At 68.0% G+C, this 25,286-nt stretch carries 25 protein-coding genes and 1 tRNA gene; 10 read left to right on the top strand and 16 right to left on the bottom strand.

Going from position 1 to position 25,286, the window contains the following annotated elements:
* From phnE to phnD, 3 genes are read right to left on the bottom strand one after another with little or no spacing between them, the layout of a single operon-like run.
* Complete coding sequence (gene phnE / locus ACYVG2_RS17935) at positions 1-1,638, bottom strand: phosphonate ABC transporter, permease protein PhnE (protein ID WP_460782221.1); 1,638 nt, start codon at positions 1,636-1,638, stop codon at positions 1-3.
* Positions 1,635-2,411, bottom strand: coding sequence for a phosphonate ABC transporter ATP-binding protein (gene phnC / locus ACYVG2_RS17930; RefSeq protein ID WP_460782220.1), 777 nt, complete (start codon positions 2,409-2,411; stop codon positions 1,635-1,637). Before phnC ends, phnE begins: the two co-directional genes overlap by 4 nt.
* A 45-nt stretch (positions 2,412-2,456) precedes the next feature.
* A complete protein-coding gene (phnD, locus tag ACYVG2_RS17925; RefSeq protein WP_460782219.1) occupies positions 2,457-3,467 on the bottom strand; it encodes a phosphate/phosphite/phosphonate ABC transporter substrate-binding protein in 1,011 nt (336 codons plus the stop codon).
* Positions 3,468-3,696: 229 nt separating this feature from the next.
* On the opposite strand from phnD, the gene ACYVG2_RS17920 reads away from it, so the two are divergent.
* A tRNA-Leu gene (locus ACYVG2_RS17920) sits at positions 3,697-3,778 on the top strand.
* A 46-nt stretch (positions 3,779-3,824) separates the two neighbouring features.
* Positions 3,825-4,583 (top strand): DedA family protein, encoded by a 759-nt coding sequence (locus ACYVG2_RS17915; protein ID WP_448967696.1) that lies wholly within the window; start codon positions 3,825-3,827, stop codon positions 4,581-4,583.
* 17 nt (positions 4,584-4,600) lie between these two features.
* Here the strand turns inward: ACYVG2_RS17915 and ku are convergent, their stop codons facing one another.
* Complete coding sequence (ku, locus tag ACYVG2_RS17910) at positions 4,601-5,407, bottom strand: non-homologous end joining protein Ku (protein ID WP_448967695.1); 807 nt, start codon at positions 5,405-5,407, stop codon at positions 4,601-4,603.
* A gap of 60 nt (positions 5,408-5,467) precedes the next feature.
* Between ku and ACYVG2_RS17905 the strand changes: the two genes are divergently transcribed.
* Positions 5,468-7,888, top strand: a complete 2,421-nt coding sequence (locus tag ACYVG2_RS17905; RefSeq protein WP_460782218.1) for an ATP-dependent DNA ligase — start codon at positions 5,468-5,470, stop codon at positions 7,886-7,888.
* An 8-nt stretch (positions 7,889-7,896) separates the two neighbouring features.
* On the opposite strand, the gene ACYVG2_RS17900 is transcribed toward ACYVG2_RS17905, so the two are convergent.
* The 4 genes from ACYVG2_RS17900 to murI form a co-directional block, all read right to left on the bottom strand.
* Positions 7,897-8,814 (bottom strand): cation diffusion facilitator family transporter, encoded by a 918-nt coding sequence (locus tag ACYVG2_RS17900; RefSeq protein WP_460782217.1) that lies wholly within the window; start codon positions 8,812-8,814, stop codon positions 7,897-7,899.
* 97 nt (positions 8,815-8,911) lie between these two features.
* Positions 8,912-9,502 carry an RdgB/HAM1 family non-canonical purine NTP pyrophosphatase gene (rdgB, locus tag ACYVG2_RS17895; RefSeq protein WP_460782216.1) on the bottom strand — a complete coding sequence of 197 codons (591 nt, stop codon included), beginning with the start codon at positions 9,500-9,502 and terminating at the stop codon, positions 8,912-8,914.
* 2 nt (positions 9,503-9,504) lie between these two features.
* The gene (gene rph / locus ACYVG2_RS17890) at positions 9,505-10,242 is read right to left on the bottom strand and encodes a ribonuclease PH (protein ID WP_460782215.1); all 738 of its coding nucleotides are present in this window, start codon (positions 10,240-10,242) and stop codon (positions 9,505-9,507) included.
* The gene (gene murI, locus ACYVG2_RS17885; RefSeq protein WP_460782214.1) at positions 10,239-11,105 is read right to left on the bottom strand and encodes a glutamate racemase; all 867 of its coding nucleotides are present in this window, start codon (positions 11,103-11,105) and stop codon (positions 10,239-10,241) included. Before murI ends, rph begins: the two co-directional genes overlap by 4 nt.
* 95 nt (positions 11,106-11,200) lie before the next feature.
* Here murI and ACYVG2_RS17880 point away from each other — a divergent pair, with 95 nt between their 5' ends.
* Positions 11,201-12,526, top strand: a complete 1,326-nt coding sequence (locus tag ACYVG2_RS17880) for a nicotinate phosphoribosyltransferase (protein ID WP_460782213.1) — start codon at positions 11,201-11,203, stop codon at positions 12,524-12,526.
* A gap of 25 nt (positions 12,527-12,551) precedes the next feature.
* Here the strand turns inward: ACYVG2_RS17880 and ACYVG2_RS17875 are convergent, their stop codons facing one another.
* The 3 genes from ACYVG2_RS17875 to ACYVG2_RS17865 are packed head-to-tail and all read right to left on the bottom strand — an operon-like array spanning position 12,552 to position 16,173.
* Entirely contained in the window at positions 12,552-12,818 is a 267-nt protein-coding gene (locus ACYVG2_RS17875; RefSeq protein WP_033106861.1) for a DUF3039 domain-containing protein, read from the bottom strand.
* A gap of 50 nt (positions 12,819-12,868) precedes the next feature.
* The gene (locus ACYVG2_RS17870; protein ID WP_460782212.1) at positions 12,869-14,398 is read right to left on the bottom strand and encodes a hypothetical protein; all 1,530 of its coding nucleotides are present in this window, start codon (positions 14,396-14,398) and stop codon (positions 12,869-12,871) included.
* 11 nt (positions 14,399-14,409) lie between these two features.
* Complete coding sequence (locus ACYVG2_RS17865) at positions 14,410-16,173, bottom strand: ABC transporter ATP-binding protein (RefSeq protein WP_460782210.1); 1,764 nt, start codon at positions 16,171-16,173, stop codon at positions 14,410-14,412.
* A 235-nt stretch (positions 16,174-16,408) separates the two neighbouring features.
* Between ACYVG2_RS17865 and ACYVG2_RS17860 the strand changes: the two genes are divergently transcribed.
* The 3 genes from ACYVG2_RS17860 to ACYVG2_RS17850 all read left to right on the top strand — a co-directional run bounded on the left by ACYVG2_RS17860 (position 16,409) and on the right by ACYVG2_RS17850 (position 18,514).
* On the top strand, positions 16,409-17,101 hold the full coding sequence (locus ACYVG2_RS17860) for a phosphocholine cytidylyltransferase family protein (protein WP_448967686.1): 693 nt from the start codon (positions 16,409-16,411) through the stop codon (positions 17,099-17,101).
* Between the two features lie 81 nt (positions 17,102-17,182).
* A complete protein-coding gene (locus tag ACYVG2_RS17855; RefSeq protein ID WP_460782208.1) occupies positions 17,183-18,130 on the top strand; it encodes a hypothetical protein in 948 nt (315 codons plus the stop codon).
* 75 nt (positions 18,131-18,205) lie between these two features.
* Positions 18,206-18,514 carry a hypothetical protein gene (locus ACYVG2_RS17850; protein ID WP_448967684.1) on the top strand — a complete coding sequence of 103 codons (309 nt, stop codon included), beginning with the start codon at positions 18,206-18,208 and terminating at the stop codon, positions 18,512-18,514.
* Positions 18,515-18,528: 14 nt separating this feature from the next.
* Here the strand turns inward: ACYVG2_RS17850 and ACYVG2_RS17845 are convergent, their stop codons facing one another.
* Positions 18,529-19,095, bottom strand: a complete 567-nt coding sequence (locus ACYVG2_RS17845; protein ID WP_460782207.1) for a putative immunity protein — start codon at positions 19,093-19,095, stop codon at positions 18,529-18,531.
* Positions 19,058-19,498 carry a DUF6194 family protein gene (locus ACYVG2_RS17840; protein ID WP_460782206.1) on the bottom strand — a complete coding sequence of 147 codons (441 nt, stop codon included), beginning with the start codon at positions 19,496-19,498 and terminating at the stop codon, positions 19,058-19,060. The genes ACYVG2_RS17845 and ACYVG2_RS17840 overlap by 38 nt, the downstream gene beginning before the upstream one ends.
* Positions 19,499-19,577: 79 nt before the next feature.
* Here ACYVG2_RS17840 and ACYVG2_RS17835 point away from each other — a divergent pair, with 79 nt between their 5' ends.
* The 3 genes from ACYVG2_RS17835 to ACYVG2_RS17825 all read left to right on the top strand — a co-directional run bounded on the left by ACYVG2_RS17835 (position 19,578) and on the right by ACYVG2_RS17825 (position 22,215).
* Complete coding sequence (locus ACYVG2_RS17835; RefSeq protein ID WP_460782205.1) at positions 19,578-20,282, top strand: MerR family transcriptional regulator; 705 nt, start codon at positions 19,578-19,580, stop codon at positions 20,280-20,282.
* 119 nt (positions 20,283-20,401) lie between these two features.
* The gene (locus ACYVG2_RS17830; protein WP_448967807.1) at positions 20,402-21,997 is read left to right on the top strand and encodes an acyl-CoA carboxylase subunit beta; all 1,596 of its coding nucleotides are present in this window, start codon (positions 20,402-20,404) and stop codon (positions 21,995-21,997) included.
* Positions 21,994-22,215, top strand: coding sequence for an acyl-CoA carboxylase subunit epsilon (locus ACYVG2_RS17825; protein ID WP_448967680.1), 222 nt, complete (start codon positions 21,994-21,996; stop codon positions 22,213-22,215). Before ACYVG2_RS17830 ends, ACYVG2_RS17825 begins: the two co-directional genes overlap by 4 nt.
* Positions 22,216-22,434: 219 nt before the next feature.
* Here the strand turns inward: ACYVG2_RS17825 and ACYVG2_RS17820 are convergent, their stop codons facing one another.
* From ACYVG2_RS17820 to ACYVG2_RS17810, 3 genes are read right to left on the bottom strand one after another with little or no spacing between them, the layout of a single operon-like run.
* On the bottom strand, positions 22,435-23,469 hold the full coding sequence (locus tag ACYVG2_RS17820; RefSeq protein ID WP_460782204.1) for a hypothetical protein: 1,035 nt from the start codon (positions 23,467-23,469) through the stop codon (positions 22,435-22,437).
* Positions 23,466-24,632 (bottom strand): sensor histidine kinase, encoded by a 1,167-nt coding sequence (locus ACYVG2_RS17815; protein WP_460782203.1) that lies wholly within the window; start codon positions 24,630-24,632, stop codon positions 23,466-23,468. The genes ACYVG2_RS17820 and ACYVG2_RS17815 overlap by 4 nt, the downstream gene beginning before the upstream one ends.
* Complete coding sequence (locus ACYVG2_RS17810) at positions 24,622-25,284, bottom strand: response regulator (protein ID WP_448967677.1); 663 nt, start codon at positions 25,282-25,284, stop codon at positions 24,622-24,624. Before ACYVG2_RS17810 ends, ACYVG2_RS17815 begins: the two co-directional genes overlap by 11 nt.
* Between the last annotated feature and the right edge of the window lie 2 nt (positions 25,285-25,286).

Below are 25,286 nucleotides of genomic sequence, written 5' to 3'. Positions count from 1 at the left end.
TCAGATCACCTTCTTCCGCGCCCAGCGCGCGACGGACTCGAGCGCCACGACCACAGCCACCAGGCAGATGAGGATGCCCGCCGTCTTCTGATAGTCCAGGGAGGCGACCGATTCGTCGAGGAGGAAGCCGATACCGCCGGCCCCGACGATGCCCAGCACTGCGGACTCGCGCAGCGCGAGGTCGGACGTGAACAGGCTGTTCCCGATGAAGCTCGGCACGAACTGCGGCCACACGCCGCTGACGAACACCTGCAGCCGATTCGCCCCGGTGGCCTCGAGCGCGCGAAGCGGCGCCGGATCGACCTTCTGCAGCGCGTCCGTGAAGAACTTGGCGGCAAGGGCCGTGCACGAGATCGCCAGGGCGAGGAACCCTGCGAACGGCCCCAGCCCCAGCGCTGCCACGAACACGAGCGCATAGATGATGTCGGGAACGCCTCGAACGAGCACGATGATTCCCCGCAGAAGCAGCGACAGCGGCGCGAACCGGATGACCAGGTTCGTCGAGAGCACTGCGATGACGAGGCCGAGCACCACCCCGAAGGTGGTGGCGGTGAGGGCCATGATGACGCTCTCGAACACGCCGCCGAGGACGTCCATCGTAATGATGGGCGGCACGAACCCGGAGAGCAGCGCGAGAGCGTTCTCCCCCGCTCGCTCGAGTCGCGCGGGATTGAAGCCCAGCTGCATGAGCGAGAACGCGAACAGCGCGACGGCGACGAACGCACCGGCGGTGCGCAGTGTTCGCCCGCGGCTCCAACCGGTGACGACCGGATCGGTTCTGCGTCCGTAGAGCTCGGTCGCCGTGCCGGTGTCGGCATGCTCGGCCACCGCGCGTTGAACGGCGTACGACACGACCTCGAGCACGAGCAGCATCCCGATGATGACGAGGATGATGCCTGCCGCGCGGGGATAGTTCAAGGATCCGATGGCGGTCTGCAGCGCGACACCTATGCCGCCGGCACCCACGACGCCGAGCACAGCGGACGCGCGGATGTTGATGTCCAGTCGGTACAGCACGAGCGACGTCATCGCCGGCAGCGCGCGGCTGAAGGTCGTCGCGACGAAGTTCTGAAGTCGTCCCGCCCCCACGGCGGCGACGGCGTCCTTCGGCGACGGATCCTGCTCCTCGAACACATCGGCCATCATCTTGCCGATCATCCCGACCGAGTGCACTGCGATGGCCATGCCGCCGGCGAGCGGTCCGAGCCCGAAGATCCTCACGAAGATGAGCGCGAACACGAGAGAGGGCACAGCGCGCGTCACGACGATGATGAGCTGTGCGATCCATCGCACGACGCGCGGACCGGTGAACGTGCTCGCCGCGGCGGCCGCGAGGAAAACGGACAGCAGCGCGGCGATGCCGGTGCCCGCGATCGCGATCCACAGCGTCTCGAGCGCACTGGAGAGCAGGCTGGGAACGCTGCCGGTCGCTGGTGGCAGCATCCGTTCGAGCAGCCGGGCGATGTCGCCGAAGCCGGCGGCGAGCGCCTCCGGGCGGATGTCGATCCACCACACACCGAACGCGGTGACTGCGAGATAGGCGAGCGGGATCGCCCACGTGGTCGCACGCCGGACCGGGCGCGTGTCGTCGCCCGCCCGCCGTCCGACGCGGGGAGGATCTTCGAGTGTCTGCGTCATGCGCCGGATGCCTCGGCGGTGCGATAGACCGCCCTGAGCTGGTCCTCGGTCGTGTCGCTCGTCGCGGCGTCGAGGACGATCCCGCCGTCGCGCACGGCGACGATGCGATCACTCACCTGCAGAGCGAGGTCGACCTGGTGGAGCGAGCAGATCACGGTGAACCCGTCCTCGGCACTGAGCCTGCGCAACATGGCCAGCACCGACACGCTCGCGGTCGGATCGAGCGAGGCGACCGGCTCGTCTGCGAGGACGATCTCCGCGTCCTGCAGCAGGCTGCGAGCGATCGCCACGCGCTGCTGCTGGCCCCCAGAGAGCGTGTCGCAGCGTTGGAAGCGCTGATCGACGAGTCCGACGCGCTCGAGCTGCACGGTCGCGCGCTCGCGCAGCGCCCGTGGATAGCTCGCCACTCCGTAGCGCGGCATCCGCAGCGCCCCCAGTGAACCCATCAGCACGTTCTCGACCGCCGAGAGGCGCCCGACGAGACCGAACTGCTGGAAGACGAAGCCGACGCGGGCGCGAAGTCGCTGCAACTCACGGCGACTGCACGTCGCCGGGTCGATCCCGAGCACCTCAACGGATCCGCCCGTCGGTCGATGACTGCCGTTGATCAGGCGCAGCAGCGTCGACTTGCCGGCCCCCGACGGACCCACCAGGGCGACGAACTGCCCAGGCGAGACCTCCAGATCGATGCCCCGCAGCACCGACTTGGCGCCGAAGCTCTTGTCGAGGTCGCGTATGACCAGGCTGCGGGCGGCGGTGTCTGTTGTCGTCATCTGCTTCTCGGATTCAATCGTGAGCATGCTCGCTTGCACCTTCGGTCAGTCCTGGCGGCAGACTTCTGCCTGAGTGGATTCGCAGATGTCGCGAATGGTGTCGTAATCCCCGTCGGTCGCCGGTTCGAACGCGAACGCACCGGTGCCGCCCCACTCGCACGCCATGGCGCCGACGTACTCGTCGCCCCACGGTGCGGGAGCCTCGCGCTGGGCGTCGTCGCACAGACCGGCCTCGGCTGCCGTGACCGCGTCGTGCTCGAGGACCGCGTCGACGATCTTCTGCTTCAGGTCCGCGCTCAGCCAGTCTCCGACGACCAGCGGCGTGCCGGGGATGTCCGGTGACGTCCACACCGTCTCGGTGTCCCCTTCAGCGATCAGGCCCCGCGCGGGCAGGATGTCGGTGATGAAGGTGCTGGCCACGAAGGCGACCTCGCAGTCGCCGGCGAGCATCTGCGTGACCGCCACATCGTGCTTGCCCGCGAACACGGGCGTGATGTCTGTTTCGGGGTCGATACCCGCATCGAGCAGTCCCGCCGCTGCCGCGAGGTAGCCGGTCGTCGATGCCGGATCCGTGAAGCACACGGTGCGGCCGGCGACATCCTCGATCGAGGTGATGTCCGACCCCGCGGCGACGACCCCGACTGAGTTCACGGCCCCCGAGCCCGGTTCCGGGGTGAGCTGATCCATCGCGACCGGAGTGACGTCGGCGACGTCCTTGGCCAGGTAGTACGAGAATGCGCCGTACACGGCGATGTCGACGCGTTCGGCGGCCTGCGCCTCGATGACGCCGGCGTTGCTGCTGACCGCCTCGATGCGGGTGGTGATGCCGGTGCCCTCCTCGATCGCGGCCACCAGAGGCTCGAACGACGCCTCGAGTGCCTTGCTGTCATCTGTGGGAACGACGGCGAAGACCAGTTCGGTCGGCGTCTCGGCCGTGTCATCGGCCGGGCGAGCGTTGGGGCTTCCGCCGCAGCCGGCCAAGGCGAGGCTGAGGATCGCCAAGGACGCGAGGTAGGGGGTCTTGCGCATCATCGGGCTCTTTCTGTCGTCGGTCACGGCGGATCCGAATCCGTCATACGGCACTTCTATGTACTGTCGATCTAGAAACTGTGGCCTATTGCTCATCGCTGAACCAGGGCCGAATTTCGGGTTAAGCAGATTCCAGCATCAATTGTTGAATGTGTCAATCATTTCCGGCGATGCCCTTTCGGGGTTCCCCTCATCCGATGCGAGGGTTCACCCGCCTTTTCCGCACCGAACTGCGCCCCTAGACTGAAAGCACAGCGCGGGAGTGGTGAAATTGGTAGACACGCAGGATTTAGGTTCCTGTGCCTCAGGGCGTGTGGGTTCAAGTCCCACCTTCCGCACAGCACGTATCGATTGACCGCCGCACGACCTGCTCGATGGGACACCATGCATCAGATCGCCCTCATCCCCTGGCTCGACCCTGAGCTCATCATCGGCGCGGCCGGACCATGGGCACTGCTGGTGGTCTGCTTCATCGTGTTCGCGGAGACCGGTCTTCTGGTCGGGTTCCTGCTTCCGGGCGACACCCTGCTCGTGATCGCCGGGCTTCTCACCCACACGAACAACGTGTTCGGTCTGAACATCTGGTTCGTCGCGCTGCTGATCGCCCTCGCCGCGTTCGTCGGCGGTGAGGTCGGGTATCTCATCGGCCACAAGGGCGGCCCCGCCGTGTTCGAGCGCAAGGAGTCCGGACTCTTCAGCCGCAAGAACGTCGAGCGGACGAATGCGTTCTTCGAGCGGTACGGCGGACTGACCGTGATCCTCGCCCGATTCGTGCCGATCGTGCGCACCTTCGCACCCGTCGCAGCGGGCGTGGGGCATATGCCGTGGCGCAAATACAGCCTCTACAACCTCATCGGCGCCCTCCTGTGGGGCTTCGGTCTGACGATGCTCGGCTACCTCATCGCCTACATCCCGTGGATCGCGCACCTCGTCACCGAGTACATCGACATCATCCTGCTCGTCGCCGTCGGCGGCACTGCGGTGATCACGCTGTGGCACTACTTCTCGGAGCGCTACAAGGTCAAGAAGGAACTCGCCGCCGGCGGCGACGCGACGGTCGACGCGGCTGAGGCCGAGCACCTCACGCTCGACCCTGAGGTCTTCGACCGCGCTCCCGACCTGGACGGCGACGGCAAGCACTGACTCTCAGCGAACGGCGCTCACCCGGCATCCTTCTTCTTCGCCCGCGAGCGCTCGACACTCGCCTTGAGAGCCTCCATGAGGTCGATGACCTCACCGCCCTTCTCGTCCTCGCCCTCCTCGGCGAAGGTCTCCTTGACGTCGAACGTCTCGCCCGCCTCGATCTTCGCGTCGATCAGGGTGCGAAGCTCCTTCTGATACTCGTCGACGAACGACTCGGGATCGAAGTCACTGGAGTAGCTGTCGACGAGACTCGATGAGAGCTCGAGCTCCTTCTTCGAGATCTTCACGTCCTCGTCGAGTGACGCGAACTCGGCCGCGCGCACCTCGTCGGCCCACAGCAGCGTCTGCAGCACGAGCACATCCCCGCGCACCCGCAGTGCGGCGAGCCGCGTCTTCTGACGGAGCGTGAAACGCACGATCGCCGTTCTGTCGGTCTGCTCGAGGGTCTTTCGCAGCAGCACGTACGCCTTGGGCGACTTGGAATCCGGTTCCAGGTAGTACGCCTTGTCGAGCGTCAGCAGATCGACCTGCTCGCTCGGAACGAACTCGACCACATCGATCTCACGGCTGCGCTCGGCCGGCAGCGCGTCGAGGTCCTCCTTGGTGAGGACGACCATCTGGCCGTCGTCCTCGTAGGCCCTGTCGATGTTCTGGTAGGCGACGACCTCGCCGCACACCTCGCACGTGCGCTTGTAGCGGATGCGCCCGCCGTCCTCATCGTGCACCTGGTGCAGGGAGACATCGTGATCCTCGGTGGCGGAGTACACCTTCACCGGCACATTCACGAGCCCGAACGTCAGGGCTCCCTTCCAGATCGACCTCATGAGACCAGTACACACCGCGGGAGCAGTCGAATGCCAGAGGGTTGCGGTTACTCTTTCGTCATGGCAACAGGCTGGCAGGTCGTCGAAGTCGACGGACGTCGTGTGCGCCTGACCAACCTCGACAAAGTGCTCTACCCGGAGACGGGGACCACCAAGGGCGAGATGATCGCCTACTACACCGCGGTCGCCCCTCGGATGCTTCCGCTCCTGGCCGGGCGGCCGATCACGAGAAAGCGCTGGGTGGAGGGCGTCGGAACCGCGGATGCCCCGGCGGATGCGTTCTTCGCGAAGCAGTTGGATGCCGGGGCGCCGAGCTGGGTGCACCGGATGCCGATCGAGCACTCCGGCGGCCCGAAGGAGTATCCGATCGCGGATGACCTGCCCACGCTGGTGTGGCTGGCCCAGGTCGCGAGCATCGAGCTGCATGTTCCGCAGTGGCGGTTCAGCGCATCGGGCGAACGACGCAATCCCGATCGTCTCGTGCTGGACCTCGACCCCGGCCCCGGTGCCGACCTTCCGCTGTGCGCGCATGTCGCCGGGCTCGCCAGAGACATCCTGCGCGACATCGGCCTGGAGCCGCTACCCGTGACGAGCGGCAGCAAGGGCATCCACCTCTACAGTCATCTGGACGGCACGCAGACGAGCGACCAGGCCTCCGCGATCGCCCGCGAACTCGCCCGCGCCATCGAGGCCGACCACCCCGACATCGCCACCAGCACCATGTCGAAAGCGGTCCGCGGTGGCAGGGTGTTCCTCGACTGGAGCCAGAACAACGGCAAGAAGACGACCATCTCCCCGTATTCACTGCGCGGGCGCGCGCATCCGACGGTGGCGGCTCCCCGCACCTGGGACGAACTCGATGACCCCGACCTGCGCCAGTTGCGATTCGACGAGGTCATGGAGCGTGTCCGCGAGGGGATCGACCCTCTCGCGAGCCTGGTCGCGGCAGCGAGTTCAGATCTTCTCGAGCCGTATCGTGAGAAGCGCGACGCGAAGAAGACTCCGGAGCCCATGCCGCAGGCGCCTCCGGCACCGGATGCCGGCAGGCTCCCCCGCTTCGTGATCCAGGAGCATCACGCCAGGCGCACGCATTTCGACCTGCGCATCGAACGCGAGGGGGTCCTGGTCAGCTGGGCGGTGCCGAAGGGCGTCCCCGAGACGCCGGAAGGCAACCACCTCGCCGTGATGACGGAGCCGCATCCGCTCGAGTACTTGACCTTCCACGGCGAGATCCCGAAGGGCGAATACGGTGCGGGGACGATGACGGTATGGGACACCGGCACCGTCGAGCTGGAGAAATGGCGCGACGACGAGGTGATCGGCACGTTCACCGGTGCGGGTCCGCTCGGCCGTGCGCGACTCGCCCTGATCCGCACCGACGGGTCGGGCGAGAAGTCGTCCTGGCTGCTGCATCGCATGAAGGAGCAGAAGGATGCTGCGCGCCGCCCCGCCGCGTCGAAACGCCGCCGTGCGCCTTCCGTCGACGATGCACCGTCCGACACGACCCCCGTCGGGACTCCCCCGCGCCCGATGCTCGCCGAGTCGGGGACGGTCGGGCTGGTCCGTTCGTTGCGCGATCCATGGATCGAGATCAAATGGGACGGCATCCGTGCCATCGGCACCTGGGCGGAAGGGCGGATGAGCCTGCACGCGCGCAGCGGCACCGACATCACGGCGCGATATCCCGAGCTCACCGCTGACGGCGCTCCCCACCTCGCCGTCGAGGATGCCGTCATCGACGGCGAGATCGTCGCTCTCGACGCCTCCGGCCGCCCGAGCTTCAGCAGACTGCAGAGCCGCATGCATCTGACGAAGGCGCGCGAGATCGAGCGAGAAGTGGTCCGCACACCCGTCCGGTACCACGCGTTCGACCTTCTCCGGCTCGACGGTCATGACCTCACCGGCCTGCCGCTGCGCGATCGGCGCGCCCTGCTGGAGACGCTCGTGGACGGCATGGATGCGCCGATCCTCGTGCCACCGGTCTTCGACGACCTGGATGCGGCGCTGGAGACCAGCGCGGCATTCGATCTCGAGGGGGTCGTGGCGAAGGACTCCGGATCCACATACCGACCAGGCATCCGGTCCGGTTCGTGGCTGAAGATCAAGCACACCCGCACACAGGAGGTCGCGATCGCCGGCATCCGACCGGGTAAGGGCGACCGCGAAGGCCGCATCGGCTCGCTGCTGCTCGGGATCCCGGATGCCGAGGCAAGAGCCCTGCGGTACGTCGGACGGGTCGGCAGCGGCTTCACGGAGCGGATGCTCGGTGATCTCGCAGCCCAGCTGGAGCCGCTTCGCACGAAGAGCGCCGAGATCACCGGTGTTCCGGCTCCGGACGCGCGCGATGCGCTGTGGGTGCGCCCGATTCTGGTCGGCGAGGTCGAGTTCGCGAACTGGACGCCGGACGGCATCCTCCGTCATGCCCGCTGGCGCGGGCTTCGTCCGGACAAGTCCGTGGACGAGATCGTCGTCGAATCCTGATCCGCCCGTCAGGCGTGGGCCTCTTCGCACTCCCCCGCTTCGGCGGATTCGATCTGGAACGTCGAGTGCGCGACATCGAAGTGGTCGGTGAGGCAGCCCTGCAGCTCTTCGAGCAGCAGATCGGAGCGTCCGGTCGCGAGCAGCGCGGGATCGACCTTGACGTGGGCAGTGAACACGGGTGCGCCGCGCGTGAGCTGCCACACGTGCACATCGTGCACGCTGCGCACACCGTCGAAGGCGAGCAGGTGGTCGCGGATCTCGCTGACGTGCGTGTTCTTCGGGGCCGACTCGGCGAGAACCGAGAACACCTCGCGCAGCAGCGCGATCGCGCGCGGGATGATCATGACCGCGATCAGCAACGACGCGATCGCATCCGCCGGCATCCATCCGGTCGTGACGATGACGATCGCCGCGACGATCACGGCCGCCGAGCCGATCATGTCGCCGAGAACCTCGAGGTACGCGCCGCGCACGTTGATGCTCGTCTTCTGCGCGGCGCTGAGCAGCCACATCGCCACCGCGTTGGCGATCAGGCCGATCACCGCGACGACGAGCATGAGCGGACCGGCCACCTCGGTCTCGGCCGGCTCCAGCAGACGCTTCACGCCTTCGATGCCGACGAGCACCGAGAGCACGATGAGGATGATGGCGTTGATCAGCGCGCCGAACACCTCGGCCCGCTGATAACCGAACGTGCGTCGGTCATCCGCGGGACGCGCAGCGACAGCCGTCGCGATCAGCGCGACCACGAGTGCCGAGGCATCCGTGAACATGTGGGCCGCGTCGGCCAGCAGGGCGAGCGAGCCGGTGAGGATCGCGCCGACGACCTGCACCAGCATCACCGTCGCGGTCAGGCACAGCGAGATCGTCAGCAACCGGCGGTTGCTGAAACCGCGGATCCCTGTCCCGTGTGCGTGATCGTGCATGCATCCAGGCTACGGCCGGAACAGCGTAGGAGAGCGCCTATCCGCCTAGTCGGGAAGGGTAACGATTCTCAGTTGCCGAGGCGCGCGGCAGTCGCGGTCAGAGCGTCTGTAGCAGCGGGATGAGTGCCTGGAAGGCACGAGCCCTGTGCGACTGCGACTGCTTCTCCTGGTCGGAGAACTCCCCGACCGACCGCTCTGGGGCCTCCTGCCCGTCGGGGATGAAGATCGGGTCGTAGCCGAAGCCGCCCGAACCCGATGCCTCACGTGCCAGACGTCCCGGCCACACACCGGCGACGGTGTGCTCGGCTCCGTCGGGGATGACGAGCGCGATGGTCGAGACGAACTGCGCAGCACGGTGCGGATCGGCGATGTCGGCGAGCTGATCGAGCAGCAGCTCGAGGTTCGCCGCGGCGTCCTTCTTCTGCCCTGCCCAGTACGCGGAGAAGATGCCGGGCGACCCACCGAGCACATCGACGCAGATGCCCGAATCATCGGCCATCGCCGCGAGGCCGGTGTGCGCAGCGGCGGCGCGAGCCTTGAGCAGGGCGTTCTCGGCGAACGTCACGCCGTCCTCCACCGGCTCAGGACCGTCGTAGCCGACGACCTCCAGGTCGGGCCTTGTCATCGCGAGGATCTGCTGGAACTCCGCGACCTTGTGCGGGTTGTGCGTGGCGAGGACGATCCTCATCGTCACTCGCCTGCCAGCGCCTTCAGCTGATGCCCTTTCAGCGTCTCACAGCCCGCGAGGCCGAGCTCGAGCAGAGCGTCGAGTTCGCGCTTGTCGAACGGCGCCCCCTCGGCCGTGCCCTGCACCTCGACGAACAGTCCACGACCGGTCACGACGATGTTCATGTCGGTCTCAGCGCGCACATCCTCGACATATGGCAGATCGAGCATGGGTGTGCCGTCGATGATCCCGACCGAGATCGCCGAGACGGAGTCGAGCAGCGGCTTCGCGTTCTTGCCGATGAACTTCTTCTCGCGTCCCCACTCGATCGCGTCGGCGAGAGCGACGTATGCCCCGGTGATCGCAGCGGTGCGGGTGCCGCCGTCGGCCTGCAGCACGTCGCAGTCGATCACGATCGTGTTCTCGCCGAGCGCCTTGGTGTCGACGACCGCGCGCAGCGCGCGTCCGATGAGACGGGAGATCTCATGGGTGCGCCCTCCGATGCGGCCCTTGACGCTCTCGCGATCGTTGCGGCTGTTCGTCGCGCGCGGCAGCATCGCGTATTCGGCGGTCACCCACCCCTTGCCCTTGCCGGTGAGCCAGCGCGGCACCCCGTTCGTGAAGGATGCCGTGCACAGCACCTTCGTGCCGCCGAAGCTGATCAGCGCGGAGCCCTCGGCGTTCGCGCTCCAGCCGCGCTCGATCGTGATCTCGCGGAGCTGGTCGGTGGAACGGCCGTCGGCGCGGACGATGTCGGTCATGAGGTTCCTTCTGGGTTGGAGATACCGGCCTCAGCCAGTTCGGAGAGGTCGGGAAGCGTGATCACACCGGTCTGCACGTGCTGCACGTCGCGCACCTCGCGGCCCATGAGACGGTTGGCGAGCGCGGTGAACTCCTCGGTGGACTCCCCGGTGGCCTCGTACACGGCGCTGGCGACGGCATCCGGCGGTGCGAGCAGATCGCCGCGCACGAGCTGACGGTACACGTCGCCGGCCGTCTCGTCGTCGCTGGAGACGAGGCTCACGCCGTCGCCCATGACGTAGCCGATCGCTCCGCGCAGGAACGGATAGTGCGTGCATCCGAGCACCAGAGTGTCGACGTCGGCGTCACGCAGCGGAGCGAGGTACTCCTCCGCAACCGCGAGCACCTCGGCGGTGCCGGTGATGCCGGCCTCCACGAACTCCACGAAACGGGGGCACGCGGCCGTGAACACGGAGAGCCGCTCATTGACCTCGAGCATGTCCTGGTAGGCGCGCGATCCGATGGTCCCCACGGTGCCGATGACCCCGATGCGGTTGTTGCGCGTCGTCGAGACCGCGCGGCGCACCGCGGGCCCGATCACTTCGATCACCGGCACGTCGTAACGCTCCCTGGCGTCGCGCAGCATCGCGGCGGATGCCGTGTTGCACGCGATCACGAGCATCTTCACGCCCTGATCGACAAGGGTGTCGAGCACCTCGAGCGAATAGCGGCGCACGTCGGCGATGGGCTTCGGGCCGTAAGGCGAATGGGCGGTGTCGCCGATGTACACGAACGACTCCCGCGGCAGCTGGGCACGGATCGCGCGAGCCACCGTGAGCCCGCCGACACCGGAGTCGAAGATTCCGATCGGCGCGTCATTCATGACTACCGAGCCTACCCTTCGACTCGTACTGCGCGCTCAGGGCGGCGCCGTGTCCGCCGCGCTCGCCTACCCGCCGCGCTCACTAAGCTGAGCGCATGACCTCGTCTACGGCGCTGCTCACAGACCGATACGAACTCACGATGCTCGGCGCAGCTCTGCGGGACGGCACAGCCGCGCGGCCGAGCGTCTTCGAACTCTTCTCGCGGCGGCTCTCCGGCGGTCGACGCTTCGGCGTCGTGGCCGGCACCGGACGCCTGCTCTCGCTCATGCGCGACTTCCACTTCGGTGAGGATGAACTGCGGTTCCTGCACGACGGCGGCGTGGTGGATGCGGAGACGCTGAAGTACCTGGAGGACTACCGTTTCACGGGGTCGGTGCACGGCTACCGCGAGGGAGAGCTGTACTTCCCCGGCTCCCCCATCCTCACGGTGGAGGGCACCTTCGCGGATGCCGTCGTGCTGGAGACGCTCGCGCTGAGCGTGCTCAACCACGACTCGGCCGTCGCGACGGCCGCCTCGAGGATGAGCATGGCCGCCGGCGAGCGCCCGTTGGCCGAGATGGGCTCGCGCAGAGCCGCGGAGCGGTCGGCTGTCGCGGCTGCCCGCGCGGCGTTCATCGCCGGTTTCAGCTCGACGAGCAACCTCGAGGCGGGGCGGCAGTGGGGCATTCCGACCATGGGCACTGCCGCGCACTCATGGACGCTCCTGCACGATACGGAGGAGGACGCCTTCCGCGCGCAGATCGAGAGCCTCGGCACCGACACCACTCTGCTCGTGGACACCTACGACATCCGCACCGGGGTCGAGACCGCCATCCGCGTCGCGGGAACGGGGCTCGGTGGCGTGCGCCTGGATTCCGGTGACCTCCCGACGGTCGCGGCAGCGGTGCGCACGCAGCTCGACGAGCTCGGCGCCACCGGCACCAGGATCACGGTGACCAGCGATCTCGACGAGTACGCGATAGCCGCCCTCGCCGCATCTCCCGTCGATTCGTACGGCGTCGGAACCTCGGTGGTGACCGGTTCCGGATATCCGACGGCCGGGATGGTCTACAAGCTCGTGGCCCGCCAGGATCCGTCCGGATCGTGGGTCGGGGTCGCGAAGGCGTCCACCGACAAGGCCTCCAAGGGCGGGCGCAAGGCGGCGTTCCGCACCCTGCGCGACGGCGTCGCGGTGGCCGAGACCGTGGTGGTCTCCGATGGCTTCGAAGACATCAGCACCGGAGCCGAGCACCCCGATTCCCGTTCGCTGCAGGTGATGCTCGTCGACCGCGGAGACATCGACGAGAGCTTCGAGGGGGCAGAGGGCACGGCGTCCGCTCGAGAGCATCACATGCGCGTGCGCGAGGAGATGCCGGTGCGTGCACTCGCGCTGAGCAAGTCCGACCCCGCGATTCCGACGGTGTTCGTCGACGCGGAGTAGTTCGAGGCAGGGCTCTCGAGCGCGGTCAGTTGACCATCGACTCGTAGATCTCCTTGCACGTGGGGCAGATCGGGAACTTCTCCGGATCGCGACCCGGAGTCCATTTCTTGCCGCACAGGGCGCGCACCGGCTTCCCGGAGATCGCCGACTCGAGGATCTTGTCCTTCTTCACGTAATGCGAGAAGCGCTCGTGGTCGCCCGGCTCGAGGTTCTCTTCGTTGAGAAGTTCTTCCAGTTCGCGATCAAGCGTTGCCACGCCGCCCTGATCGGGGCTGTCCAGCGGAGTACTCATAGCGGTGAGTCTAACCGTCCTCAGGCCTGCGCGGGGCGCAGATCGTGCACTCAGGCGGTCTCGACGAACTCCATCAGGCGTGCGCCGCCGCGGTCGTAGATCCGGCCACCAGCGAACGTGCCGAGCGCGAGGACCAGGGCGCCTGTGGCAAGGCCGACCCAGAAGGTCAGCGGGTTGTAGACGCCGTCGGTGATGATCGTCATGATGAACAGCCACAGCGTGGGAGCGCTGACGATCAGCGTGCCGATGAACGCGGCAGCCGGGCCGAAGGAGCCGCGCGATGCCGATCGTTGAGGCTGCTGGAACGGGCTGTCACCGGGCCGCGACACCGCGTACGGGGAGACGACGGAGGAGATGCTGGACAGGCCGAGACCAGAGAGGAACAGACTCGAGGCGAGCCCGATCATCGGAAGCAGCAGATACCAGCTCTCGATGAGCGCGAGCGTCAAGGGTATGGCGATCGCGAGCACGGGGATCGCCACCAGCCCGATCGGGACCAGGCGGCCCAGGCGATCAGGGAGACCGCCCACGCCGCTGGCGACATGCGTCCACAGTGCGGTCGAGTCGTACGCCACATCGTTGTGCGGGAGCCAGCCGAAGAACAGCGCCATGACCGAAACGGGCACGAGCGCGGCGATGTACAGCGGCACACCCGCGACGAGCAGCGGGAAGACCGTCAGAATCCCGGCGATGGGGACGACGATGATGTTCACGATGTAGCGGCGATCGCGCAGCCAGTACACCAGGCTCCGCGCGGCGATCGCACCGAAAGCGTTGCTGGGAAGCAGCGCGAACCAGCCGAGGCCCGCCCGTTCACGAGATGCCGCCGGTCGCTCGGTGGTCGTGAGCAGCCGGCGGACGACCCATGACCATGTGAGCCAGGCGCCGACCACCGTCGCCGCGGCGACGATCCCGCTGATCCACGCACCTGCGGTGTCGCCGGCGGCGATCGCGAACGGGAAGGCGGGGATCGCGGCGAACGGCGTGAAGCCGACGACGGTCGTCGCGATCACCACCGGACGGGGCACTGCGCCGTCCCATTCCAACGAGGCGAGGAACACGGCGACCGGGAAGGCCACGACGACGACCGCGAGGGCGAACAGCGCGGTGAGCTCGCGCGAACGACGCTCGGGCAGAAGGAGTGCGCTCAACGACATGCCGATGCGGGACGCGAGAGCGGACGCGAGCACTCCGAGGAGCGCGAAGAGCACGGCCGCGATCCAGGGAGCTCCCGACTGCACGACGAGGATCACGATGCACACGCCGACGGCGAGCAGCGCGAACGAGGGCACGCTGACCAGCGAGGCGAGCGCGAGGATCCACGGCATCTGCCGTTCGTCCACGCCGAAGACGCCGAACCTGCGCGCATCGAGCTGATCGACCGTCCCTGTGAGGATCGGGCCGATCAGGAACCCGAGCAGAACCGCAGTGCCGCCCAGAACGATCACGGTTCGGGCGACGGCGAGGGGCGCGTCGGCGAGGCTCAGTACGGCGATGCACACGGCGACCGTCACGATCGCCACCGCGGCCAGCCCGAGCAGGGTGCGCACAACTCGTCCGCCCCGGAGAGCGCCGAGCATCAGCATCAGCCTCAGTCGGAGAACGTGTGCAACCACTCGAGTCCCTCCACCTCGCTGATGCCGCCGGAGAGTTCGACGAAGCGCGCTTCGAGGGTCGACCCCGCACGCACCTCATCGATCGTCCCCTCTGCCAGCACATCACCGCCGACGATGATCGCGACGCGCGAGCAGACCCGCTCGACGAGGTCCATGCCGTGACTGGACAGGATGACCGTGCCTCCGTGCGCGACATACGCGCGGAGGATGTCGAGGATGACCGCGGAGGACACAGGATCGACGGCCTCGAACGGCTCGTCGAGCACGAGCACCCGTGGCGAGTGGATCATGGCACCCGCGAGCATGATCTTCTTCGTCATGCCCGCCGAGTAGTCGGAGACGACGCGGTTCAGGGCATCGGCGAGATCGAACGCACGGGCGAGATCCGCGGTGCGCTTGTCGATCACGTCGGCGGCCAGTCCGCGAAGCAGACCATAGTAGTGCAGCAGCTGGCGGCCGGTGAGTCGGTCGAAGGTGCGCAGACGATCGGGCAGCACGCCCATCAGGCGCTTGGCTCCGAGCGAGTCCTCCGCCTGATCGATGCCGCAGACGACGACCTGCCCCGATGTCGCGCGGAGCAGGCCGGCGAGGATCGACAGCGTGGTCGTCTTACCCGCCCCGTTCGGCCCCACGATTCCGTAGAAGGAGCCGGCGGGAACAGTGAGGTCGATGCCGTTGACCGCACGCTGATCGCCGAAGTCCTTGACGAGGTCGCGCAGGATGACGGCGTGCTCCGCGGATGCCGGGCCCGCGAGGGTTTCGGCGGCCGCTGCGGGCGTGGCGTCCTCGGGCTCGACGACCTCGGGTACGACGTCCTCGGGTACGACGACCTCGGGCTCGACGATCTCGGGCTCGACGACCGGTGGCTCCGAGGACGCCGACTCCTCGGCAGCCGGCTCGGTGGCCGAAGGTGTTGCGTCCGCGCTCTCCGCTGCCGCATCGGCGTGAGCCGGCTCGGACGAGAGGAGGTCGGCGAAGAGTACGTCCTCCGCGCCTGCGTCCTCGGCAGGGCGCGGAGCCGCGGGCTCGGGTGACGCGACCGTCTCAGCCGTCGGCGCTGCGGCGTCCGCCGCGACGACGGGCTTGGGTCGCGTCGCAGCACTCGTCGCGCGGGGCTTCGTCGTCCGCGCCGTCTTCTTCGGAGCCGGGCGCTTGGCGGCGGGCGTGCGCACAGGTGCCGCGGGTGCGGTCGCGGCCGGCGTCTCCGTCTTCGGCTGCGCCTGCTCGTCTGCGTCTGTCGCCTGGCCGGATCCCGCCGCATCGGCCTCGGCGGCTTTCGCCTCGGCAGCCTTCGCCGCAGCTGCCTTCGCGGCAGCGCTCTTCGCGGCGGCCGACTTCGCTGCCGTCGTCTTGGCCGCCGCAGCCTTCGCAGCGGCGGTCTTTGTCGCTGTCCTGGTCGCCGCGCTACGAGCGGCAGCGGACTTCGCCGCTGCCGTCTTCGCCGCGGTGGTGCGCGCAGCCGCTGTCTTCGCCGCCGCGGCCTTGACCTCGCCGGACTTGACCGCTGCGGCCTTCTCGGCCATCGTCTTGGCCGGCGTCTTCCCGGCCGGCGCAGCGGCAGACTTCGCCGCGGCAGATCTCGCGGTGCTCGATTTCGCGGTCGCCGTCTTCGTCCGCACCGCTGTGCTCTTGGGCTTCGGCGATGCCGATCTCGCCGGAGGCTTCTTCGCCGAGCCGTCGACGGGGGCCGCCGTCACGTCATCTGGCCCATCGGCGCGATCATCTGGAGAAGCAGTCACCGTCCTACGGTATCAATGGCACTGGACTTTCCGAGGGTGCGGCGAAACAATTCAGTGAACGCCTGATTCCGCAGCGCGCTGCACCTGTGCGTCAGGTGTGTACTCGATCACGAAATGGCAACGGCGACGGCCTGTCCCGGGGGTTCCCAGGGGGCATCGCTAACATGAACTCGGCACGAAGAAGTGTCTGGTCGGTGAACCGACCGTGAACACAGATTCTTTTTAAGGAGTATTCGTGACTCTTCAGACCGTCATCCTCGCCGCGGGCATGGGCTCGCGCCTCGGCCGCGCCCTCCCGAAACCGCTGACCGAGCTCAACGACGGACGCACGATCATGCAGCAGCAGCACGAGAACATCCGTGCCGTGTTCGGCAGCGACGCCCGCGTCACCGCCGTCGTCGGGTATCGCGCCGAGACGATCATCGAAGCCTTCCCGCACGTCAACTACGTGCACAACGAGCGCTACGACGAGACCAACACGTCCAAGAGCCTGCTGCGTGCCCTCGGAGCCACGGGCAAGGGCGGCGTGCTCTGGATGAACGGCGACGTGGTGTTCGACCCGCGCATCCTCGGCCGTGCGATCGAGTTCATCGAGCGCGACCAGTCGTTCGTGGCCGTGAACACCTCCAAGGTCAGCGACGAAGAGGTCAAGTACACCGTCACCGCCGAGGGCTTCATCGACAAGCTCTCCAAGAGCGTCAAGGGCGGGCTCGGCGAGGCCATCGGCATCAACTACATCTCCTCGACGTACAAGAAGGCGTTCATGCGCCAGCTTGCACGCGTCGACGACCAGGAGTACTTCGAGGGCGGCCTCGAACTGGCGATCGCCGAAGACGGCCTGCTGCTCGAGCCGATGGATGTGTCCGATCTCTACGCCGTCGAGGTCGACTTCGCCGAAGACCTCGAGCAGGCGAACCTGTACGTCTGATCACCGCTTCGCAGAGAGCCGCGCCCTGATGCAGGGCGCGGCTCTCTGCGTTCTCCCTGCCTGCGTATCTAGGATCGTGCTGTGGCTGAGAAGGTGCATAAGATCCATTCCCTCCCCGACGACTCCGCCTGGGACACGGGGATCCCTCCTGTGGGCTCGGCCGAGCATCCGACTGCCGTGCGCGGCCTCGACCGGGTGCTCGCGATCCAGCGCCCGCTCGTGCTGGCGCACATCCGCAGCATCCGCCTGCGCAACCCGCAGGCCACACCCGACCAGCTCGTGCGCATCCTCGAACGTCGCTATCTCGCCGCGGTGACCACCGGTGGCGCTGCCGTCGGCGCGACAGCGGTCGTGCCGGGGATCGGCACCGGGATCACCCTGGCGCTGTCCGGCGTGGAGACCATCGGGTTCGTCGAGTCGACCGCGCTGTTCGCCCAGTCTCTCGCCGAGGTCCACGGCATCGCGATCGAGAATCCCGATCGGGCGCGGGCGCTGGTGATGACGCTGATGCTCGGCAAGGAAGGTGTCGACCTGGTCGGCCAGCTCGCCAAGCAGGTCACCGGCCGCGGGGCGAGTCGTTCGTCCTACTGGGGCGAACTCGTGACCAAGTCGCTCCCGCGCGCGGCGGTGGGACCGGTCGTCGATCGGCTCAAGACGATGTTCGTCAAGCACTTCGCGGCGGCAGGCGGCGCGTCGTTCCTCGGCAAGGCGCTGCCGTTCGGCGTCGGGGCCGCCGTCGGCGGTGCGGGCAACCATCTGCTCGGCAGGCGCGTGCTCACGACGTCGCGCCGTGCGTTCGGTGTTGCTCCGGCCGTGCTTCCGGCTGAGCTCGAACCGGTCACGGGCGCCGAGAAGATCGAGACCAGGGTGCTGCGAGGCGCCCGCTACGCCGGGTCCGCCGTCGCCGGTGCTGCAGGCACTGTCGCGCGCGGGGCTGGGTGGGTGGGACACCGGGTCGGGGAACTCACGCATCTGAAGCGCAAGGAACTCGACGCAGGCGACTCGCACTCCACAGATCCCGGTTCCTGACGCTTCTCCCCCGTTCTTCTGGTCCGCCCTCCCGGGGCGCCTCGCACGTCGGATGCCGCTCCTACCGTGACGGTCATGTTGAGACCCGTCGATCCGAACGAGCTGCCCCCTCCGCCTGCATACCGCGTGCCGTGGCGGGTGATACGTGCAGACGCGTCGCATCCCGTCGTCATCAACGACGGGCGCGATGCAGCCGACTTCGTGCGGGTGTTCCGCGACAGCGGTGACGCGCCCGAGCGCACGCAGCTGTGGGGCCAAGTGCTGCCGTCCGAGGAGATCGAGCTGTGCCTGTGCGCATCCGGCACCGACGACGACGCCGTGGTCACGGTCGCCTGGTTCCGTCCCGCGGACGGGCTCGAGTACGTCTGGCGGTTCGTGGTGTGACGCTCACCGACCGTTCACTCGAGTTGCGCCTGAATGGTCCGGATGGTCGCGCCGAGGACGCCGGACGACAGCAGACCGGCGCCGAGCGGTCCGGCGGTGTCCTCACCGAGACGAGGAAGTCGCCGCAACGCGATCCTCGCCCGCTCGGACAGGCTCGCGAGCTGCCAGCGGATCTCTTCACCGATCGCATCCTCCCCTGCCCCCGCCGCGCCAGCCGCCTTCGCGGCGTAGGCGGCGGCGCCGAGCGCATGAGCGCCCATGTGGGCCACCCCCGATGCCTGCGCGGCGGCACGGGCAGCGGCCACCGCCGCTTCTCCGGTGACGGCGTGCGCGGCACGGCCCGCCACGAAACGCCGGCGGATCTCTTCAGCGGCGCTGAGCTCGCCACGGGCGAAGGCACGTGTGCGGGCGATCGCATCCCGCGGGCGCGCATCGTCAGGCGCCTCCACCTCGAACAACGTCAGCACACGCTCCGCGCAGTCCGCCGCCCACACGGCGACTGTTCGTCGGTCCGATTCCGACAGCGACTGCGGTGAGAGCCGGTCAGCCGGCACGACGGTCAGCTCTGATGTGCGCGGCACGATGCGCGTCGTACAGGAGTTCCACGACCGCATCCGCGGTGAGCGGCCCCGGATTCACCACCGACACCCATCCGGCTGAGCCATAGAGCGGATGCGGGAAGAACACGTCGACATCCGCGGGCGTCGCGTCGCGCACGACCAAAGTCGACGCGCGATCGCGTCCCACGTTGATGTTGACGCGGAACCGCCCTGGCGCGTCGAGATGCGAGCCGCCATCGTCGGGATAATCCTTCGTGACCACTGTCGCGTAGGGCTGCGTGCGCTCTGGCATGACGCCGTCCGGTGCGTAGTAGAAGAACGCGTCGCCCCATGACAGCTCGGGCATCGCCCCTCCGGCGTCCGGCGTCACGACGAGTGCACCGTCGAAGCGTCGAACGGTCTCCATAATCTGCTTCATCTGCATATCTCAATCCTGAGGTTCAAGTGCTTATGTGGACCTGGCAGCGATCTGCAAGGGTTGTCGGGTGCAGAACTCTCAAGGCATGATCCTCACGACCGTCGAGGTGGCGCGCGATGTCGGCTACTCGACGCAGCAAGTGCGCGACCTCGAGCGCATGGGCGTCATCCCTCCGGCCGCTCGAGGATCGAACGGCTACCGCCGCTACCACCACGCCCACATCATCGCCCTGCACGCGTACCGTGCCCTGGCATCGGCCATCGGACCGGTGCAGGCCCGCCGGCTGATGCCGATGCTGCTGAGCTGCCCGATCAACGAGGCCGCCGAACACGTGGACGAGCTCCACGCCGGCATCGCCCGGGATCGCGCACGCGTGCGGGAGGCACTGCGCGGTCTGGACGCGGTCGTGGCGGACGGCGCCGGCGTGTTCGAGGAACGCGACGCGATGACGATCGGCGAGCTGGCCGAGGCGCTCGGCGTCCGCAGCTCGGCGTTGCGGCACTGGGAGTCCGAAGGCCTCATCGAGCCGGATCGTGCAGACGGTTCACGGGCGCGGACGTATCGTGCACGCGCGATCACCGAGGCGAGGGTCGTGGCGGCTCTCCGCGCCGGCGGGTACCCGCTTCCGCCGATCGCACGCGTGCTGGCGCAGCTGCGCACGCACGGGCTGACATCTGATGCCCGGGATCTGCTTCACCGACGCCTCTCCGACCTGACCCGTCGCAGCCTCGCCCTGTTGGACGGGTCCGGGCATCTTCACCGCCTTCTCGTGCTCCTGTCGCCCGAGTGACGATCGCCGTGATCATCGCCGACGCGCCACTTATCGCGCCGCGACCGGCGGGTCTTGCCAAAGGATCTGCCGACCCGTTGTGGCGAGCATCCAACGTCCGCCCGCCCGCCGCCGCTAGTGTGGAATCCGTGACGGACACCCCTGACCTCTCCACGACCGCCGGCAAGATCGCCGACCTCCGCGCGCGCTACAGCGAAGCAGTGGTCGACGCCGAGAAGACGGCGAAGGAGAAGCAGCACGCCAAGGGCAAGATGACCGCCCGCGAGCGCATCGAACTGCTCGTCGATCCGGGCAGCTTCGTCGAGTTCGACGAGTACGTGCGCCACCGCACCACGGCGTTCGGCATGGACCGCAACCGCCCGTACGGCGACTCCGTCGTCACCGGCATCGGCACCATCCATGGCCGCACGGTCGCGGTCTACTCCCAGGACTTCACCACGTTCGGCGGCTCGCTCGGCGAGGTGTCGGGCGACAAGATCATCAAGATCATGGAGTACGCCCTGCAGGGCGGCATCCCCGTCATCGGCATCCTCGACTCCGGTGGCGCCCGCATCCAGGAGGGTGTGCTCGCCCTCAGCAAGTACGGCGAGATCTTCCGCCTGAACACCCGCTCGTCCGGCGTCATCCCGCAGATCTCGATCATCATGGGCCCGGCCGCCGGCGGCGCCGTGTACGGCCCTGCCCTCACCGACTTCGTCATCATGGTCGACAAGACCAGCCAGATGTTCGTCACCGGACCCGACGTCATCAAGACCGTCACCGGCGAGGACGTGGGCATGGAGGAGCTCGGCGGTGCGCTCACGCACAACACCCGCTCCGGCGTCGCGCACTACCTCGCGGAGGACGAGGACGATGCGATCGACTACGCCCGCACCCTGCTCGGCTTCCTGCCGGACAACAACATGGCCGAGATCCCCGGGTACGAGAGCGACTTCGAGTGGGAGACCACGGATGCCGATCGCACGCTGAACACGATCATCCCCGACTCCGCCAACCAGCCCTACGACATCCACACCGTCATCGACCACGTCATCGACGACGACTTCCTCGAGGTGCAGCCGCTGTTCGCCCCGAACATCGTCATCGGCTTCGGCCGCGTCGAAGGACGCTCGGTCGGCATCATCGCCAACCAGCCGTCGCAGATGGCGGGAACGCTGAACATCGAAGCCGGCGAGAAGGCCAGTCGCTTCGTGCGCTTCTGCGACGCGTTCTCGATCCCGATCGTCACCCTCGTCGACGTGCCAGGATACCTGCCCGGCACCGACCAGGAGTGGACGGGTGTGATCCGTCGTGGCGCGAAGCTCATCTACGCCTACGCCGAGGCCACCGTGCCGCTGGTCACGGTCATCCTGCGCAAGGCCTACGGCGGCGCGTACATCGTGATGGGGTCCAAGCAGCTCGGTGCCGACGTCAATCTCGCATGGCCCACCGCTGAGATCGCCGTCATGGGTGGCCAGGGCGCCGTGAACATCCTGTACCGCGGCGAGATCAAGAGGGCCGAGGAGGCCGGCGAAGACGTCTCCGCCGTGCGTACCCGCCTCGCCAACGAGTACACCTACAGCGTCACGTCTCCCTTCCTCGCGGCAGAGCGCGGCGAGATCGACGGCATCATCGAACCGGCGAACACGCGCGTCTCGATCGCGAAGGCGCTGCGCTCGCTGCGCGGCAAGCGCAGCGAGCTCCCGCCGAAGAAGCACGGGAACATCCCGCTGTGACCGCGCCGGAACAGCCATCGGCCGACGTGCGGATCGTCCGCGGCACCGCCGATGAGGAAGAGCTCGCCGCCCTCGTCGCGGTGGTCAGCGACGCGTACAGCACGGAGCTGGCGGATGCTGTCGCCGCGGAGCCGCGCATCTCGGCATGGCGGCGCACGCAGCGTCCACTGCGCACGCCACTGCGTCGCGACATCCCCTGGGGACGCTTCTCGGGCTAGGTGTCACGGGTCGCGTGAGCGGGCCGGATCCGTGTCCCCCAAAATACCTACAGACAACCTTCGCGCGTCCCAGCAGAATTAGATCAACGCTTCGCGTTCGGTCGGTCTCTTTGCCCCAGGGTAGGCAGACGGTGATCGACCATCTGCGGTCAGTTTTCGGGTAACTGCATCGCACCTGGCGAGGGGCGGGCGGCTTCGCCGCCCCTCGCCCATCTCAACTCATTCGCCGCCACTGGCGCGCGCGGCATCCGTCGCCGGTTCTCGCGGGATCTCGTGCCACAACCCGACAGAATCCTCGTCGGAGGAATCGCCGGAACCCGATCGGCCCACCACGGTCACCGCGGTCTGCGGGTCACGCGCGGCACGGATGATCACGCGACCGGCCTTGGCGCTGCGCAGCACGCGGGCGAGCTCGTCACGGATCTCCGCACGGCGATCCTCGTCGAGCTCGTCGAGGCCGCCTTCGTCGAACACGGTGACCGCGGCTCCGCGCAACCGCGCCTGCTGGATCGCATCGCGCACCGCATCGTTCAGAAGACTCGCGCCCCGCAGCTCGTCGCGCAGGCGTCCCTCGGCGAGCCGCGCCTCCAGTCGTTCCTCGTCCGTCAGCATGCCGCGTGCGGCGACCGTCCTGGTCAGGACGGGGCCCGCGACCGCGAGTGCGTACTTCACGCGGATTCGGCGCTCGCGCTGGCGCACGAGCTGGGTCGCATGCCATGCCGAGACCGCCTGCTGGATGTCGGCCAGATGCTCGGTGTCGTGCACGGCACGATCCCAGAACAGCACCAGCAGCTGCGCCACCACCGTCCACATGATCGATCCGACGAGTCCCAGCTCCAGTGCGACGAAAGGACCGATGCACACGGCGGACGAGACCGTGAGCGCGACGATCACCAACCAGCCCGCGATCGATCGACGCCGGACGATGCACACCACAGCGAGCAGGCCGAGCGCGCCGATGTACCAGGTCGCGAACGGGGCCGTCCGGTGCAGATGACTCAGCGATTCGCTGGCCATCACGGGGATCACCGCGGCGACGATGACAGCGACCGCACCCCACCACCGAGGCAACTGGGGTCCTGACGGCGCCTCGAGCAGCACCGTCGTCACCACGACGACGAGATACAGCAGGATCGCCGCGACCATCAGCAGCGGAGCGGTCGGCTGCACCGTCCACCACACGGCGCGCGCCGCGAAGTACACGGCGAACCCGATCGCGAGCGACGTGGCGACGCTGCGGACGGAGCGGTTCATTCGCGCCTCCATCCCAGCACCACGGTGGTGCCATCGCCGTCGGAATCGATCGTGGCCGTGCCGGCGACACCGGCCATCCGGGCGACGATCGACGCGCGGATGCCGAGCCTGTCCTCGCCGATGGCGTCCATGTCGAATCCGCCCCCGGTGTCCATGACCGTGACCGTGACACCGTCGTCGCCGTAGCCCTCCACGACGAGATGCAGTCCGCGTCCGTGCGCGTGAGTGACCGCGTTCCCTATCGCCTGACGGGCGGCGAGGACCAGGGCGCGCGCGACACGGCCCGGGATGAGGCCCGATCCCCCGCGCTCCTCGACGATCGCATCCGCACCGAGTTCGGAGAGCGCACGCCGCAGCTCGATCACGATCTGCGCGGTGCCGACCGGCTCGTCACTGCCCTCCTGCGCCACGGCCGCCTCGGTGTTCGCGAGCCGCGTCAGCGCCGCGAGCACGCTGTCGTGCATGAGCGCCGCCATCGCAACGCGCTCCTCCTCGGCGGCCGCCGCTGCCGCGGCACCCGCATAGGACGCCACCGCACGCCCGCGGGCGTCGTCGACCCCCGCGGCGACCGACCGGAACATCCACCCCAGCGACAGGATGACGACTCCCAGGATCAGAGTGAACGAGACGTCGAACGCGGTCTGCGTCCAGAACGAGCCGGTGAACTCCCCCTCGACGAGACGTACGTACCCGTAGACGACCGGCACGCACACAGCCCAGACCATCTGGATCCGCACCGGGAAGGCGAGCATGGCCGCCGCGACGCCGACGTTGACGAGGAAGAAGATCCAGGGCTGGTTGACGGAGCGATGATCGCTCGCGCCCACGGTGAGAGGCCAGCTGGCGAGCGCCACGAGATAGACGACGGCGAAAGATCCCGAAGCCAGACGCACCCCGCGACCGATCACGCACGCGACCAGCATCGCGATCAGCGGAACGTAGACGATCACGAGCAGCGTGACGTGGATGGCGGAGGTCCCTGAGGCCATGGCGCCGATCGCCGCGAACATCGCCTGCGTCCCCAGTACGGCCGAGCCGATCGCCACGACCGTGGCGAGGATGCGCTCCATCCGCTTGCCGGTGAAGCGCTCGAAGGCCGTCTCCGCGGCGCCCAGCGACGGGATCCGGCTCCAGGCGTCCTTGAGGACGGTGTCAGCCGGCATTGGAGGCCCCGTCGGCCGCCACGATTCCGTCCTCCATCGCGCGGCGGAGCAGATCGACCTTGGTCGGTGCGGGCCGACCGACCTCGACGTACTTCACGCGCACGCGGGTGATGTTCTCCTTGGCTGTCGAATAGGCGACTCCGAGGCGCTCCGCGACGACCTTCAGAGGGAGTCCGGCGGCGTACAGGCGGAGGACCTCGCGCTCGCGCACCGACAGCTGCGCGTCTGCGAACTCGCGATCACCCTCCACCGCACTGGCCCATTCGACGTTGTTGAGCGCGTCGCCGCGTGCGACAGTGCGGATCGCGTCGAGCACGTCGTCCAGCGCGGAGGACTTGCTCACCACGCCTGCGGCACCGGCGGCGAGCGCCTCGCGCACGGCGGCCGGCCGGTCGGCGACGCTGTGGATCACGACGCTGGCACCGTCGGAGACCAGAGCCCTCACGTTCTCGGTGACCGTCGTGCCGTCGCCGAGAGTCAGATCGAGCACCACGACGTCGGCAGGGGCGGAGACAGTGGAGGCACGCCATGCCAGATACGACCCGACGGTGCTGCCGGAGAAGACGACCGTCTGCTCGCCGTCGCGCTCGCACGCGAGCTCGAGCCCGAGGCGGACGGACTCGTGATCATCGATGAGGGCGACCCTGCTCATGG

Source organism: Microbacterium shaanxiense, assembly GCF_054779995.1.
The sequence above is the reverse complement of the archived record's forward strand: the minus strand, read 5'-3'. Positions and strand labels throughout refer to the sequence as shown.